Source organism: Lacrimispora amygdalina (assembly GCF_900205965.1).
In the GTDB taxonomy this organism is placed as follows: domain Bacteria; phylum Bacillota; class Clostridia; order Lachnospirales; family Lachnospiraceae; genus Lacrimispora; species Lacrimispora amygdalina_A.
In genome coordinates this window covers 50,433-67,254 of sequence record NZ_OAOF01000003.1, presented here as the reverse complement: position 1 = coordinate 67,254, position 16,822 = coordinate 50,433, and the positions used below count along the sequence as shown (strand labels likewise).

Below are 16,822 nucleotides of genomic sequence, written 5' to 3'. Positions count from 1 at the left end.
ATGAAAGCATTTATCCGGAATCTTGCATTAAAAAAGAAGATCCAGTCCATTGTATTTCTATGTATTCTGCTCCTTACTTTTGTTTCCTTTTTTAATATCCATATGACCTCAATTGCCCACCAGAAAGTGCTGTACCAGGCAGTTGCGTCTTCTTTGTCCTTTTCTGCCAAGGAACTTTATAACCGACTGGATGTGATCAGCACCATGGCTGATATGGTGCTTGCAGACAGCACCATGCAGAAGAATCTGGGAATTTTAAAAGATACCGGGCGGATACAGGAACGAACCGTGGCCTATAAGGCCATCTACGGAATGTTAAACGAATATTACTTTAACTTCAGAAAAAATAATATCCGCTACATGAGTCTTTATCAGGATGACTATTCCATACATACACATATCATCAACAGGGAAAAAATTCCGGATTCCATTCGAAAGGACTTAATTGCACGGGCTGAGGCGGGAAAAGGAAAGACTATATGGGTTACGGATTACAGTGATAAGTACGGTCTTTTTCTGGTTAAGAATATACGGCGGACCCAATTTTTAAAGCTTGATTCCATTGGCAGTCTGATTGTAAACATCGACATGAATCAGCTGATTGATTCCTCTACAGATACCAGTCATCTTTATGAGTCTGCTGATTATATCCTGTTTGACGAAGACAATATCATCTATCAGTCCTCCTCTGCTGCGGCCGGGAACCCCATCGCAGTTTCAGGCACTTTTTTTTCACGGTACGGACTCTTTACGTCTATGGATCGTAACTATTTTTATGTAAGGAAGCTTCTTCCGGAATACAATTGGAATTATATCTGTATGATTCCCTACGACAATATCTCAGCTTCCCTTCGTACCAGCTTTCAATTCTCCTTCTTCATAACCTTTATTGCAGTGATCATATCCAGTGTTCTTTCTTCTATACTGATTAACTCTATAATCCGGCATTTTAATAATCTGCTGTTAAAAATGAAACATTTTGCTGACGGGCAGAATGAGATACTTCCGGTTTCCTATGATTACAAGGAAAGGACTGATGAACTGGGTATTCTCCATACCCGGTTTGACCAGATGGTTAATGATGTAAACATTTTGATACGCAATAATTATCTGAATGAAATTCTGCGGAAAGAAGCTCAGCTAAAAGCTCTGGAAAATCAGATGAATCCCCATTTTCTCTATAACACCTTAGAATCCATCAACTGGAGGGCTAAGTCAGTGGGGGCAAAAGATATCTCATCCATGGCAGAGAATCTGGGAACGCTTTTAAGAATCACACTGGACCAGAACAGTAAAGAAGTCCCATTAAGACGGGAGCTGGAACTAATACAGTGTTATATGACTATTCAGAAGTTCCGCTATGAAAACCGGCTGGAATATCGTATCACTGTACCGGAATATCTATACTCCTGTTATGTATTAAAACTGACTCTGCAGCCACTGGTGGAAAATTCCATACGATACGGTCTGGAAGAGAATACGGAAGGCTGTTTCATTCACATATTGGCAGAATGCGACACTGATACACTTTACATTACCATCAAAAACAACGGCTCAGCCTTTGAGGACAACCTTCTGGAAAAGTTAAAAACCAGTCAGGTCAGCCCCCACGGCTTCGGAATCGGTTTGGTGAATATACTGCAGCGGATGCAGTTAACCTATGGAGAAAAATACGGTCTCACCCTTTATAATGAAAATGAACAGGCAGTGGCAAGGCTTGCCTTTCCTCTTGTCCGAAAGGAGAATGAAGATTGCTGAAATTAATAATTGCTGATGATGAACGTATGATACGGGAATCTATTTCCAATATTATTGACTGGAACAGCCTGGGAATCGAACTGATCGGCAGCTGCGGAGACGGAATCGAAGCATACAACATGATTCTCGACGAATCACCGGATATCGTTCTGACCGATATCCGTATGCCCGGCATCTCCGGACTTGAACTGGTTGAGAGAATCTCCCAGACTGATATGGATATCCAGTTTATTTTACTGTCCGGATTCGGAGAATTTGAATATGCCAAGCAGGCGATGAAATACCGGGTTCACCATTATCTGCTTAAACCAAGCAATGAAGAACAGATTATTGAGAGTATCAGGGACGTCATAAAAGAATATTATCACAGAAGGGCTTTTAAGGATCTTCAGAACCGGCAGAAGGCACTGACATTCCATCTTCATCACAGCGTACTGGCTAATATTATTAATGAGGGGATCTTTATGGATGACTCTGCCCAGCCCGCCTGGGATGTCTATTCCGGCTTTATGGATTTTTGCTATACCAGCTATGAGCTGTGCTATCTTCATTATCTGGAAGAACCGCTCCTTGTTTCCGCTCTTGGGCTGATTTATGAATACATGTCAAAAAGTGCTCCGGGTATTGCCGTGTACAGTCTCTATGTGAAAAACACCCTGATTCTCTTTTTTGAAAGCCATCAGGTTTCCTATGAAGATCTGGACACTTTTATGTACCGGCTTTCCATAGAGCAACAGCCGGTACAGCTTAACTATCACAGAAGCACCTATCCCAATCTGATTCAGCTGATAGAAGCCATGACGTCTAAAATTAAGCGGTATGGAATGATTTATTTTATGAATGGTCTTAAGCCGGTTCCTATCTGCAATTATAAAAATCTGATAGAAAAAATTGAACAGCTGACAACTATTTTAATGAATACAGATATAGAGAACCGGGAATCCGGTTATGAAGAGCTTGAGAACACCCTTCACGATATCAGCAACCCTGATTTTTTAAAGCAGGCTGGTTCCCGCATTATTATTAAATTAACAGCAGGTAACCGTTACGGCTCCTCTGTAGAAGCAACCGAATATTTAATGACACTGAACCAGCAGACCGATCCGGCGATCATCAGGAATATGCTCATGGAAAAGATCAGCAAAACAATGGCAGATTCTACGGAAACCTCATACAGTCCTTTTATTGAAAAAGTGATTCAGTATGTAGAGAATAATTTAGATAACCCTAGTCTGACTCTGAAATGGATTGCAGAAAACTATTTATACATGAATGTGGATTACGTCAGCGCGCGTTTTATGAAAGAAACCAGACAAAAATTCTCCAATTATCTCACGACCCAGAGAATCCAGAAGGCAAAGCAGTTGTTATTGGAAGGAAGTACAGAACAAATCCAGTGTGTTGCAGAGAAGGTAGGCTGCGGAAACAATCCCCAGTATTTCAGTCAGATCTTCAAAAAACATACGGGCATGTCACCAAGCGCTTATATAAAACAGATAAACGGAGGGGATTAAACTCAAAAGCCCCGCCTGGTATCTAATTTCCAGGCGGGGCATCAATTTAAATTTTATGAGATTGTATTCAGAATTTTCACCAGAGCTTCATGCGCCATTGTGAAGGCTTCTTCTCCGCTCATTTTTTTCTTTTGGTCTCCATTCTTTTCCAAAGCAGAAAATCCTGCGAAATCACTTAAATGAGGTTCCAGAGATAAGAATCCCTGATATCCACTGTCTTTTAATTTTCTGAGGATCTTTTCCACATTTCCGTCTCCCATTCCTGCAGGAACCACGCTCGCATCTGACCAGAGCGCATCCTTGATGTGAACATAGGAAATATAGGGTTTTAACATGTCATACGCTTCTAAGGTATCCTGTTTGCACTGGACAAAGTTGGCGAAATCAAACACCGCCTGAAAATGATCCCCATAAAATTCCTTCATGATTTCCAGACACCTGTCTGCCATATCCCCATAAATATCTTTCTCATTTTCATGAAGAAGGAGGACTTTGTTTGCCTTAGCATAGTCCACAAACTGTCCAAGCTGATCCATGACCTGATTCTTATAAGGCGCATAACTTTCATTTTCCGGCATAAAAAAGCTGAACATACGGATATTTGGAGTATCCATTACATGAGCGATTTCAACGGTATGTTTGAATAATTCCATATGCGGTGCAAACTCATCCGTAATTTTAATCTTACCAATGGGAGAACCAACGGAAGATAAGGATATTCCGTTATCTGTAAGGCGGGCTTTTATTTCTTTTGCTTCATTTATGGTATGTTCCACCAGCCCCTTACCATCAACTCCACGCATTTCCACGTATGACATCCCCAGTTTTTTCAGCACCTTCATCTGAATATCTAAATTTGTATCAATTTCATCGGCAAAGCCGGACAGCTTAATCTTATCCCACATAATAACGTTCTCCTTTTCTTAATAGCTTCCTTCTGTATCAAACACCACGCCGGTTCCCTCTTTCTTTCTGGATGAAGCACGGCGTTTATTCAGTTCCTCTAAAAACAGATTTTCATCAAACGGCACCTCAATCTCCCGGTCAAGCCAGCTGGATAAATGCATGGCATTGGATAAGGTCAGCCCATTGATTCCTTCCACCCCGTCTGCAACCAGAGGTGTCCCCTTAAGGATTCTTCCTGCAAATGCTTTTAGTACGCCTGCATGCTGCTCATTGATCCCGTCTGTCTCCACTTCCGTAACGGTACATTCAGGAGTATCAAAGCCTCCTTTTGCCGTCTTACAGAAGGTACGCTCATTCTCTGCCAGCCTGTGAAGCATGAGGCGGTCATTTTCACAGACCAGCTTTCCCATCTCCATGGTAATTTCAAACCGGTTGGTACCAGGAGCATCTGCAGTGGAAGTTACAAAGACGCCTGTGGCTCCGTTTGGATATTCCATATAAGCAGTCACATCGTCTTCCACTTCAATGTCATGCCATTTTCCATTGTGGCAGAAGGCTCGTACTTTAACCGGCATTCCGCAGATCCACTGCAGCAGATCCATATTGTGAGGGCACTGATTTAAGAGGACACCTCCGCCCTCACCGTCCCAGGTTGCTCTCCAGCTTCCGGAATCGTAGTAGGACTGTGTCCGGTACCAGTCTGTCACAATCCAGTTAACGCGCTTAATTTCTCCTAACTCCCCTCCGGTTACCAGCTCATGCATCTTCCGGTATATGCAGTTGGTTCTCTGATTAAACATCATGGCAAATACACGGTCGGACTTTTCAGCAGCTTCGTTCATCTTTCTTACCTGTGCCGTATAAACACCTGCCGGTTTTTCGCACAAAACATGATGTCCTTGTTCCAGGGCATAAATTGTAAGTTCCGGGTGCTGGTAGTGGGGAACTGCGATTAATACAGCATCACACACTCCTGCGTCAATTAAATCCGTACCTTCTGAAAAAAATGCAGTCTCTGCCGGCATATGTTCTTTTGCCCAGGCAATCCGCCCTTCCTCCCGGTCAGCCACGGCTGTCACTTCCAGCTCCGGAACTTTTCCTTCCTGAATACTCTTTAAATGGTTCGTCCCCATATTACCAATTCCTATGATTCCCAATCTTACTTTTTCCATTGTTATTTTTCCTCGCTTTCTGCTGATTCATAGATATCCATCATGGTATCAAATGTAAGTCGGACCGACTCCAGATCATTCCTGAAAACCTTTCCTGTATTGACACAGTCATAAAAATCGTGAATGCAGGCCTCATGTCCACTGCCCCAGTAGGCTTTTCCAGGTACCCGGCCTTTGGGTGAACGCCATATAAAGGTTTCGGTATCTCCTGCTTCCTGACAAGTAACCGTATCTCCTTCCACCCTGATAAACCCTCTTTCCCCTGCAAGTTCAATCAGTACCGGTGCATCATTTACATAGGCTGTGGTTGCATAAAAGCTGGCCCTCACCGGTTCTTTCCCCTGCGTGAACTCCATATAAGCTTCAAGAGTATCCTCAACCTCCACAATCCCGCTTAAGTGATGGTTTCTCATGGATGCCTCTGTCCTGACCGGTTTTCCCAGCCAGTGAAGCAATAAGTCAAGGGCATGAATGGACTGGTTCATGAGGGCTCCACCGCCCTCTGTATCAAGCCTGCCTCTCCAGCCGCTTTCTGTGTAATAGGAAGCATCCCTGTGCCAGGTAACAAATGCCCTTCCTCCCCTTATAGCACCGATTCTGCCCTCCTCAATCAGTTCAGAGACTTTTCCGGTCGTCTCGTTATACCGGTTCTGAAAGCAGATTCCAAGCCTGCCGCTGCTGTTTATTGATGCTTCTTTTAACTGTTCAAACTGATCCCTGCTGATGGCCGGAGGCTTTTCCATAAATACGTGAACCCCCTTCTCCAAGGCCATTACAGCCATGGGAACATGACAGTAATGAGGCGTACAGATATGTACTCCATCCAATTCTTCCTTTTCAAGCATCTCTTCTATTGATTCATAAGCATGTCCTTTTCCTTCCGTATACTGGCGGCAGAATTCCTGTGCCCTTTCTATACGGATATCAGCCATGGCACAAAGTCTGACTTCTTTTAATTCCTTTAAAACCAAGGAATGGACCCTCCCAATGTTTCCGCAGCCAATCACTCCAACCCGAACCATAATCACTCCTCTTTTCTTTGTCTTGTCACTTCTATAAATTTATTATATACTTATTTTAACGCAAATTGTTTGCGCAGATTGACTAGAAATATGCGCAGATTGTCTATTTAAGGAGGTCCGATGAAAAAGGAAAGCCCATATCATTACAGCGAATTTTCCGATCCCATAAGCTGTGATTTTACAACCAGCAACATGGCGGGAAATGTAGATTTTCATATGCATAACAGCCATGAGATTTATCTGCTGGTAAACGGTCATATCCAGTATTTTGTGGAGAATGCATGCTACGATATGAATCCCGGCAATTTAATTCTTTTCTCCAACCGGGAGATCCATAAAGCGATCAACACCTCAAGCGAACCCTTTACCAGACTGGTCATTCACGTAAATCCTTCGTATATACGGCCTTATTGTACCCCATCAACCAATCTCTTAAACTGTTTCCATCGAGATCCGGGGAAAAACAATCTGGTCCTGCTGTCTAAGGCAGATTATGACCTTTTAATTTCCATGGCACACAATCTGGAAAAGGCAATAAAAAAACGCTGCATATATGGCAGCGATTTAACAGCATTAACGACTGTGATACAGATTTTAATACTCATCAATCAGGCATGGCAGAGTACAGGCTCTGTGAAAACAGCGCCAAGGCCCCATCGTGCCCAGGCAATCATGAATTATATTGACGGACACTTAACAGAACCGCTTTCTTTAGATACCATCTCACTTGCCCTCTCACTTGATAAATATTACTTAAGTCATTTATTCAAATCAGAGACGGAAAGCAGTATCTTCCAGTATATTGTGGTAAAACGGGTGGCTCTTGCTAAGGAACTGCTTCTAAAGGGACACACAGTCTCAGAAGCCTGCCATCTGTCAGGATTTAACGACTATTCCAACTTTATACGAACCTTCCGCCAGACAACGGGCTGTACACCGGGACAATTTAAGCGTCTCAATCCGTAATAATACAAAACAGGTTATCTTTGCTTATAAGGAGGATTTGCAGGGTATCCACCCCTGATCTTTTGCATCCCACGCTGAACGGCATCCTTTGACTGTTTCCAGTCAGCGTCCCGGTTCAGATAATCATACTTTTCGATAAACCAGTCAATATCACCGGAAACCCGCTCCATATTCTGAAGCATAAGGGGGAATACCACAGAATAGAACTTCCCGCGCTCTTCGTCGTTTAAACACCGGTCTGCACCTTTCATCAGATCTCCAAAATGATGGAGACAAAAGCCTTTGCTGCTTTTTATCTTCTCTGTGAAGCCGGCATCCTTTTTGTACAGATGAAAAAACGTTGCTATATACCGTTCATGCAGCTCACAGGAACGGTCACAGATATAGCAGGTTTTCTCTTTTTCCCCGATCCACCGGGAGAGAGGGGTTTCCTCTGCCTTCTTACCGGTGATCCGGTCCTTCAGAGATTTTTTCCCGGGGGAAAACGTCTTAAACTCTTCCTGCATCTCTGCGATCAGTTTCTTATAATATGTCTTTAATATCCAGCCATTCCCAAGTGCATTGCCATATTCAAACATCCGTCTCTGATGAATCCGGCAGAAACCTGCACGGTCTGTCTTCTCTCTGGTATCACTCTCCATATAAGAAGCACAGGATCCCAGCACAAAATCCATCAGCTCTTCTTCCCCTTTCTGTTCAAGATAGCAGAAAGGGCATTCGTCATTGGCATCTATGGCGTCATTCATGGGTATCTCGTATAATTTTTCCTTCATTCCTACACCTTAAAGCGGTAACCAACTCCCCAGATTGTCTCTATATACTGGGGTTTTGCCGTATTGAATTCTATCTTTTCCCGAATCTTCTTTATATGAACTGTAACTGTGGCAATATCCCCGATGGATTCCATATCCCAGATTTTATTAAACAGCTCTTCTTTGGTATAAACATGGTTGGGATTCTGGGCCAGGAATGTAAGAAGATCGAATTCCTTGGTGGTGAAGTTCTTCTCCTCTCCGTTCACCCATACGCGCCTGGCAGTCTTATCAATCTTCAGACCGCGGATCTCAATCATCTCATTGTCCGGCATACCGCTGCCAATCAGACGCTCATAGCGGGCAAGATGAGCCTTAACCCGGGCAACCATCTCACTGGGAGAAAATGGCTTTGTAATATAATCATCTGCACCAAGACCCAGCCCTCTGATTTTATCAATATCCTCTTTTTTAGCAGATACCATGATAATGGGGGTGTTCTTCACTTCACGGACCTTCCTGCATATCTCAAATCCATCCACTCCAGGAAGCATCAGATCCAGAATGAGTAAATCAAAATCCTCATGGAGCGCCAGCTTAAGCCCTTCTTCTCCGTCATTTTCAATCTCGACTTCAAATCCGCTTAACTCCAGATAATCCTTCTCCAGCTCTGCAATGCTCTCTTCGTCTTCCACAATCAATATTCTGCTCATTCCTGCATGACCTCCTGGTATTTTCTTAAAACAAAGTGTATTTCAGTTCCAATTCCTTCCTTGCTGGTGGCCCAGATTCTGCCCCCATGATCCTCAATAATTTTCTTAACGATGGACAGACCAATTCCGCTTCCTCCCTGGGAAGAATTTCTTGAGGAATCAGTCCGGTAGAAGCGGTCAAAAATGCTGGGTAAGTCCTTAGCAGGAATTCCCCTTCCATTGTCTTCAATCTCCACCTGTATAAAATCACCCACATCCTTAATCCGGATATTGATGATGCCGCTTTTCTTATCCATATATTTTACAGAATTGCTGATAATGTTGTTGATGACCCTTCGCATCTGCTCTGCATCTGCTATTATAATCACATCATTATCTACATAGTTAAAATAACCAAGCTCAATGCTTCTGGCCTCCATCTCAAGCCCTACCTCGTCGATGCAGTCACCAAAATAATTGGACACATTGATTTTGGAAAACGTATAAGGAATCTTGTTGGTATCAATCTTGGAATAAAAGGTCAGTTCATCAATCAGTTTATCCATATCGTTGGCTTTATTGTAGATTGTACGGATATAACGGTCCAGCTTCTCAGGTGATGAGGCAACCCCATCCATAATCCCCTCCACATATCCTTTGATGGCAGTTATGGGAGTCTTTAGATCATGGGAAATATTGCTGATCAGTTCCTTGTTCTCTTTGTCGTACTGCACCTTTTCCTCCGCTGATTCCTTTAAGCGGATTCTCATCTCTTCAAAATCCTGGCAGAGCTGACCGATCTCATCATCATTCTCTACCTCAAGGTTAAAATCCAGGTTTCCGTCCTTGATCTTCTTGGTGGCAACCTGAAGCCGTCCCAAAGGACTTACAACTGACCGGTATACCCACATCATTAGAATTGCATCCGTAAATAATATGATCATAATAGCTGCAAACAGCATCTCTGCCATCATAACCTTTATTTCAGGAAGAAGTCCGTCTACATTGGACACGATAAATACACTTCCCTTTTCATTGTCTGAATAAAGGAAGTCCATCTGCTTAACAAGATGCTGTGTCTCTCCGTCCAGATAAATCGCTCCGTCCAGAGTGCTGTCTATCTCTTCATACCTGGGCAGCTGTTCATAAAGCCCCTGGGTAATATGACTGTTACCGTCATAGATCAGAGTATCTCCTTTGCGCACTATCATATACGCATACTTGGAAGTCAGATTTTCATTCAGTTTCTGTAAAAAATCCTGATCGACAAACCGGTCAGGATCACTTTTTAAGATCCCGCTGATCTCCTTTTGCTCTTCTCTGGTCAGACGGTTAAAAATCTGCAGGGAATTGCCGGATAAAAGATCCACACGCTCTTTTAAATTATAGGCTTTGCTGAAAGCACTCATCTGATAGCTTCTCAAACCTGTCACTACGGCAAAAATCATGGTCAGAGGAATGACTGTTATGATTATAAACGCTACGACCAGGCGTGTTCTTAATTTTAGTTTCACCTTTTCGTCTCTCCCACGTCTTCGTTAATATAATATTTAATAAATAATAATTAATATGTAAAGTATTATAACACACAAAGCTCTCAAAATTTATAAAACAATTCTAAAATTTAAAGTCGCGGGTTTTTCCATAAATAAAAGCTGCACCCTCTCACAAGAGAAAGGATGCAGCATGGTTAATTCCTAACACTTCTTTATTTATAATTCCTTTGGATCAATCCCAAAATGCTCAAAAAGGATCTTTTCCGCTTCCCCATTCCATAATCCCTTATGGGCTTTACAGGATTCACTGAGTTTTTTAAACAGCGGATCGGTCTTTCCCAGCTCTTCAAAATCGTCAATGGCTGTTAAAGGCATATCAAATTGAGTATAGGTAAGCTTTTTCCCTCCGGGTATGGAAGGCAGATTTTTAGTCGCCTCTGCAATGCTGTCAATTCCACCCACATGGGTTACCATAACAGCCGCTTCAATGGCTCCTTTGGCAGACAGCAGATTTGCCTCTACCAGATCATCTGTATTACCGCCTGTAGTTCCCATAATATGGGTGCTTGTGTAGTGGCAGTTGTAAAGATTAATTTCCGCCTTAAACTGGCTGTCGGAAGGACCTGCAAAAAAGTTCATGCAGCCGTCAAAGGCCAGCAGCTTATCTCCCATTTCCGCCACTTCTTTAACAGGGACATAAACAAATACGTCATCATAGCCATGACCCTCAGTGATGGCCATCAGTTCCGCAATGGGATCACCCATTTTGGCTGTATTAACATAAAGAAGCTCAATTCCTCTCTCCAGGGCAGACTCCTCGGAAATCACTTCCTTTGCCCGGGCGATCCGTTCGTCGCTGATATCTGTAACTACAATCCTTTTTGGTTTATTTTCAAACTGCAGGCCATAGCTTACTGCTCCCAGTCCCATGGGACCGCATCCTCCCATAATCAGGATGTTTCCATCAGTTTTAGTTCCCATGGCATGATCATAATTTCTTTTGTTTGTATGATAATTGGCATGGAATCCGCCAATGATACAGCTCATCGGCTCTCCCAGTGAGGCTTCAAAGAAGCTCTCCCCTGTATAATCAAGAAGGCAGCCCAGCTCCATAACCTCGTTTGGCATGATGCAGTAAGTACAGGCACCTCCGCAGAATTCATAAGAATATCCCGGCGAATCCAGCTTTCCTTTGTAATTTAACGCTGGCTGCAGAGAAAACTTCTGACCTGGCTGGAACTGATCCTTCCACTTGTTCCCAACCTCTACGATCAGCCCAGAGCATTCATGACCGACAATCACCGGATTGGTATCCATATTCTGAGGTGCCCTTTTATGCTTTTTACCCTGCTTTACCAGCTTGTAGGTGGACATACAGATACTGTCGCTTAAAATTTTTACAAGAATCTCATCTTCCTTAATCTGCGGAAGTTCAAACTCCTCCAGTCTTAAATCATCTGTTCCATACATTCTTACCGCTTTTGTTTTCATATTTTCATCCTCCAACCTTACTTATGAATTTAGACATTAAATTTCCAACAGTTGTACCTGCTTCACCAGTTCATCCACCAGACTTCGGTGAGGCGGCTTTGTTCCAATGCTGGTAACTGCACCTGCAGAAGCCCCCATGCATAAACGAATGCATGTTTCAAGAGGAAGCTTTTTATCCCAGCTGTATGCCATGGCAGCAACCAGGGCATCCCCGGCGCCTACGGTGGAATGGGCTTTTACCTTAAGCCCGGGACAACGATACCGTTTTTCATTTGTTAAAAAAATGGCTCCCATCTGTCCAAGGGATATCGCAGCCATGGAAGCTCCGTGATTAAGAAGCTTTTCCCCCATGGATACCAGTTCCTGCTCGGAAGCTCTGTAATCCATCTGATAATGCCGTTCCAGTTCTGAACGGTTGGGCTTTAACATATCCGGCTTTCCTTTTAAGGATTCAGAAAACAACGCGCCGTCTGCATCCAGTAAAACCTTTGCCCCTTTTTGATGAACCATCTCCGTAATCCTGCGGTATATATCCGTTGGTATTCCCGCCGGTATGCTTCCTGCCAGTACAAACAGAGTATCCGGGTTTGCATAGCTGTCCAGCCTGTTAAGCAGATCATCAAGCTGTTCCTTTGACACCTCCGGTCCAGGCTCATTAAGCTCGGTCACCTCTCCGGTTTCCTCCACCACCTTTAAATTCGTTCTCGTCTCCCCTTTTACATCTACAAAATCAGTCTTAAGGCTAAGGTCCGTCATGACCTGTCTGATGATGGTTCCACTGGTTCCCCCCACAAAACCTGTGGCAATACTTTCTCCACCTAATTCCCTGATTGTCTTGGAAACGTTAATGCCTTTTCCTCCGGCATCCACTTCCACACGCTTTATTCTGTTTAAATCTCCCCGTTCAAATCTTCCAATATCCACTGTTTTATCAATGGCTGGATTCATGGTTACTGTAACGATCATTAAAAACACCCCTTCCCGGTAAACATGGTATAGATTTCCTGTGCACTGCAACTGGTGATCCTGTCCACATCAGCCGGATCTGCAAGGCACTGTGCAATTACAGAAAGTATCTCTAAATGCTCCTCACCTACCCCTGCGATCCCTATGACCAGCTTCACCATCTCTCCTCCCCAGTCTGTTCCGTCAGGAAAAACCATGACTGCAATACCGGAGTGTCTGATGCTTTTTTTTGCTTCCTCAACACCGTGAGGAAGTGCGATTCCATTGCCGATGTTCGTAGGAAAGGTCAGTTCCCGCAGAAGCATTGCCTCTATATAGGACTCATCCACGCAGCCACTTTCGCAAAGCATTCTCCCCACTTCTCGTATGACTGTCTCTTTATCTCCAGGTCTGCAATTCAATCGGATATTTCCAAGTTCCAGAAGTTCTGCATTTTTTTCTTTATTTTTTTTCCCGTATCCAAACACGTGATTCCCCTCCTCTGCTGGTGTTCTATTTAAATTATAGGGCTGGTATCTTATCTTTTTCAACGAAAACAAAATGGCATTTGGCGCCATCAAATGGCGCCAAAACTAAATGTACGAAAAAAACCAGGCCCTTCCCGGACCTGGTTTTACAGCTTTTATTCCTCACATCTTATCGAGATAATGTCTGAAATATTGATTTAAATAATGGGAAACAAAGGTTCTTATCTCCTCTTTTCCCCCATGCCTCACAGCCTCTAAAAACTTCTCCTCCTCAATCAGCCGCTCGCTTAATACCCCCAGGATCTCACTGTTTTCTGCTGCATGGTCATCCTTTGGCACCAGCATAACCAGCACAACACATACCCCTTTAAAATAAGGGTCACAAAACGGTGTTCCGTCTTTTGTCTGGCAAACGGAAAATACCGGCTTTACCACCCCCTCCGTTCTTGCATGAAGCAGGGCAAAGCCAAAGTCAGGGAAAATCTGGCTGCTAAGCCGTTCTCTCCTCATTAAATCCTCCTGGATCATGATCTGACGGTCTGCGTAGGAAGCCAGTCTCTCACTGACGGCTATCAGCAGTTCCTCAAAGGTGATTCCATTGTCCACCCGCTGGTATTCCATGAGCCTGATAATACTTTTAATCTGAACCGCCATAAAATTCACCTGGTCAAGCTGTATGGTAAACTCCTTGTTATCCTTCTTTTTAGGCATATATTCACACTGGCGCACTTTACCTGCAATCCGTTCCATTTCTTCAGCAGAAAGCAGGGGGCTTACATACAGGATGTCCGCCGTCTCCTTTAATGGTACTGTGGACACAAAGAAATCCGTCTTACTGAGCACATAGGGAGATAAGTCTGCCATACCATAAACAGACAGTTCCACTCTGTCTGAAAAATCTCTGGCAATCCTGGAAGACATAAGCCGCGAAATTCCGATCCCACTGGCACAGACGATCCCTATATTCACCTTTCTGCGGCTTTCCCTTCTGCTTTCCATCCGCACCTCAGCTGCACCGAAGTGTACGGCAAGAAATCCGATCTCCGGCTCCGGTACCTCATATCCATATCGTTTTTCAATTACCCTGGCAACGGACCTGCAACGCTCAAATATAGCCGGATAATCCCGTTTGATCTGATCCAGCAAAGGATTCTGGATCTTCATGCCATTGGCAAGGCGAACCAGAGTCGGCTTTAAATGGGCAATCAGTCCCTGTATCACAAATTCTTCATCCTGCTTCAGCAAATAAGCAATCCCGTCGTTATAGCTGTCGATCATTTCATTGACCACCTCCCACAGCTCCCTGGATTCCTCAATTTCACTTCTTGACTTCTCGTCAACATTTAACTGCTGAATCTTAGAGCCTTTGATGTGAAGGCAGATATAGGCACATTCAATTTCCGGAATCTGAATCTGAAACTCTTCTTCCAGGGATCTGGTTATGGTTTCAGCCAGATCATAATCCTGGTCTTTCTGCAGAAAATCTGCCATAAGGGGATCTTCTTCAATGATCTCCTGCCGGCGGATCCGGTTCACGGCAATCGCCACATGGATCACCAGACCAAGGTAGGAATCCTGTGTCAGATTCAGGATTCGTTTATCCCGTATTCTTAAGATGCAGGCAATCACCCGTTTTACAATGTCATCGTCCAGGATTCTGTAGATATTTCTCTCACTTTTGTTCTGAATAACATTTAACACAGACTGGTTCCGGTCTTCATACATCCCCTGTATCATATCTGTATGAATGTTTTCATCGATAAACACTCTGAGGGCCTGGCGGAAATCCCGTTCACTGCCTTCAATGAACACACCGTATCCCGGCTTTCTCTTTATTTCCAGATGATACTTGTGAAACCATCCTTTGACCGCCTCTAAATCCGAGCTGACAGTGGCCTCGCTGACCCCGAATAAATCACTATAATAATACAGCTTTTTTAACGTCTTATCCTTTAGAATTTCCAGAACCAGACGCTTCTGGCGTTCCATTCGGTCAGAAACGTCAAGGGCATCATCAGCTTCAAGTTCCGCCTGTAAGGCTTCCATCCGGGTCCTGTCTCCTTCCAGCCAGATGCCAGTCCCTGTTTTGGAGCAAAAGGTCAGACCATATTTCTTAAGTGCCCTGGGAATATACTCCAGCTCCCTTTGCACCGTTCTCTTGCTGATATGAATCTGGTCTGCAAGCTGCTTCACAGGAACTGGCCCCTGCTCTTTCAGCAGAGCCAGAACAATTTGCTGCATTCTGGGCGTAAAATCACTACCCGCCATCTCATCCACCTCCCATTAACCAGTTCAGGAGTTCCTTATAACCAGACATATCTGTTAAATTGTCCACCGTAAAGCATAAAATATTAGTTTCCGGCAGGGAACGGGCGAAATCCTTCTGGCAGACAATTGCATCTGCATCAGCCGGAATCCGGTCAGCCGACACATGGTATACCTCTATACCCGTCAGTCCCTCCAGTCTCAGTTTTTTCTTAAAAATGGCACTGGCCATTGCACTGGAGCCCAATCCTACGTCACAAACAAAATATATTCTGGCATGTTCCACTCTCTTAATGGGCATCTCTTCACCCTTTTGTTCTTTTTCTTTATCTATGGCTGGTTCCCTCCTTTTACCGGATAAAATCAGGCATGACAAAAGACAGCTCACCGCAGCGGAGATGGAAACCCCCATAACAATCCCCAGCCAATGCTTTTTGTCCGCCATAATCAGTATGGTAATAATGCTGCCAGGTGAAGCCGGTCCCATCAGTCCGCTGCCTGTTATCATGAAGCAGTAATTTCCAACGATGCTGCCCGCGATGGCTCCCCCCAGTAATCGTATATCTGATAGTATATAGGGGAAATAAACCTCATGAATCCCTCCCAGAAACTGAATAATCATGCTGGAAACCATTGGCTTTCTCATGTTCCGGTTAACCAGGGTATATGCAAGAAGGATTCCAAATCCCGGTCCTGGATTGGTCTCCAGAAGAAACAAAATGGAACTACCCTGATTTTTCAACTGTTCCAATCCCAGCGGCAGAAAAATGCCGTGATTGATCCAGTTATTGAAAAAAATAATTTTCAGGGGCTCTACCACAAAGCTGATAAAAGGGATAATTCCCATGTTTATCAGAAATGATAATCCATTCCCCAACAATCCCAGCAGCCATTCTGCCTTCGGGATCAGCAAAATATAGGCGGCGCCTCCGGCGAGCAGCCCTAAAGATGCTATATATAAGTTGCTAAAGAGCATCTCAAAGCCGGAAGGAATCCAGTTTTTAATCCGATCCAGCCCTTTTTTGCATAAAAAACCGGCGATACCACCGGCTGTGACAGCCAGAATCATGGCAGAGACAGGCTCTGCCATAACAACAACAGAAGCGGCAAGGGTGCCGGCTAAACCGCCGACTTCCCCGCCGCACATAGTGCCCGCTTTATATCCCATAAACACCGGAATCACCAGAGAAGACAAAATTTTAGACATTTCATACAAGTGCTCATTCTGGAATATGCCAGCTGAAAAGACTGACAGCAGTCCTGCTGTCACAAACAAAGGTATGCTTTCAGCGATCACCCTGCTGTAATACTTCAGTACTCTCCGCGCTAATTTCATCTTTGAAGTTCCCCTTTTG

At 44.0% G+C, this 16,822-nt stretch carries 14 protein-coding genes; 3 read left to right on the top strand and 11 right to left on the bottom strand.

The window, feature by feature from the left end:
- On the top strand, positions 1-1,758 hold the full coding sequence (locus tag CRO04_RS05155; RefSeq protein WP_097003170.1) for a sensor histidine kinase: 1,758 nt from the start codon (positions 1-3) through the stop codon (positions 1,756-1,758).
- Entirely contained in the window at positions 1,752-3,272 is a 1,521-nt protein-coding gene (locus tag CRO04_RS05150) for a response regulator (RefSeq protein WP_097003169.1), read from the top strand. The genes CRO04_RS05155 and CRO04_RS05150 overlap by 7 nt, the downstream gene beginning before the upstream one ends.
- 53 nt (positions 3,273-3,325) lie before the next feature.
- Here CRO04_RS05150 and CRO04_RS05145 read toward each other — a convergent pair whose 3' ends face one another.
- Genes CRO04_RS05145 through CRO04_RS05135 form a run of 3 tightly spaced genes read right to left on the bottom strand, consistent with a single transcriptional unit; the run spans position 3,326 to position 6,372 of the window.
- Positions 3,326-4,177, bottom strand: coding sequence for a sugar phosphate isomerase/epimerase family protein (locus CRO04_RS05145; protein WP_097003168.1), 852 nt, complete (start codon positions 4,175-4,177; stop codon positions 3,326-3,328).
- Between the two features lie 18 nt (positions 4,178-4,195).
- Positions 4,196-5,350, bottom strand: a complete 1,155-nt coding sequence (locus CRO04_RS05140) for a Gfo/Idh/MocA family protein (RefSeq protein ID WP_097003167.1) — start codon at positions 5,348-5,350, stop codon at positions 4,196-4,198.
- 2 nt (positions 5,351-5,352) lie between these two features.
- A complete protein-coding gene (locus tag CRO04_RS05135) occupies positions 5,353-6,372 on the bottom strand; it encodes a Gfo/Idh/MocA family protein (protein ID WP_097003166.1) in 1,020 nt (339 codons plus the stop codon).
- A gap of 120 nt (positions 6,373-6,492) precedes the next feature.
- Here CRO04_RS05135 and CRO04_RS05130 point away from each other — a divergent pair, with 120 nt between their 5' ends.
- Positions 6,493-7,338 (top strand): AraC family transcriptional regulator, encoded by an 846-nt coding sequence (locus CRO04_RS05130; RefSeq protein ID WP_097003165.1) that lies wholly within the window; start codon positions 6,493-6,495, stop codon positions 7,336-7,338.
- Between the two features lie 14 nt (positions 7,339-7,352).
- On the opposite strand, the gene CRO04_RS05125 is transcribed toward CRO04_RS05130, so the two are convergent.
- From CRO04_RS05125 to CRO04_RS05090, 8 genes are all read right to left on the bottom strand, one after another.
- The gene (locus CRO04_RS05125) at positions 7,353-8,111 is read right to left on the bottom strand and encodes a DUF6062 family protein (RefSeq protein WP_097003164.1); all 759 of its coding nucleotides are present in this window, start codon (positions 8,109-8,111) and stop codon (positions 7,353-7,355) included.
- Positions 8,112-8,113: 2 nt separating this feature from the next.
- Positions 8,114-8,803, bottom strand: coding sequence for a response regulator transcription factor (locus tag CRO04_RS05120; protein ID WP_097003163.1), 690 nt, complete (start codon positions 8,801-8,803; stop codon positions 8,114-8,116).
- A complete protein-coding gene (locus tag CRO04_RS05115; protein ID WP_207654408.1) occupies positions 8,800-10,230 on the bottom strand; it encodes a sensor histidine kinase in 1,431 nt (476 codons plus the stop codon). Before CRO04_RS05115 ends, CRO04_RS05120 begins: the two co-directional genes overlap by 4 nt.
- A 264-nt stretch (positions 10,231-10,494) precedes the next feature.
- The gene (locus CRO04_RS05110) at positions 10,495-11,769 is read right to left on the bottom strand and encodes a zinc-binding dehydrogenase (RefSeq protein WP_097003161.1); all 1,275 of its coding nucleotides are present in this window, start codon (positions 11,767-11,769) and stop codon (positions 10,495-10,497) included.
- 36 nt (positions 11,770-11,805) lie between these two features.
- Positions 11,806-12,735, bottom strand: a complete 930-nt coding sequence (pfkB, locus tag CRO04_RS05105) for a 1-phosphofructokinase (protein ID WP_097003160.1) — start codon at positions 12,733-12,735, stop codon at positions 11,806-11,808.
- Entirely contained in the window at positions 12,735-13,202 is a 468-nt protein-coding gene (locus CRO04_RS05100; protein ID WP_097003159.1) for a PTS sugar transporter subunit IIA, read from the bottom strand. The genes pfkB and CRO04_RS05100 overlap by 1 nt, the downstream gene beginning before the upstream one ends.
- A gap of 162 nt (positions 13,203-13,364) precedes the next feature.
- A complete protein-coding gene (locus CRO04_RS05095; RefSeq protein ID WP_097003158.1) occupies positions 13,365-15,470 on the bottom strand; it encodes a BglG family transcription antiterminator in 2,106 nt (701 codons plus the stop codon).
- A 1-nt stretch (position 15,471) separates the two neighbouring features.
- Positions 15,472-16,803, bottom strand: a complete 1,332-nt coding sequence (locus CRO04_RS05090) for a PTS mannitol transporter subunit IICB (RefSeq protein WP_097003157.1) — start codon at positions 16,801-16,803, stop codon at positions 15,472-15,474.
- Positions 16,804-16,822: the final 19 nt, after the last annotated feature.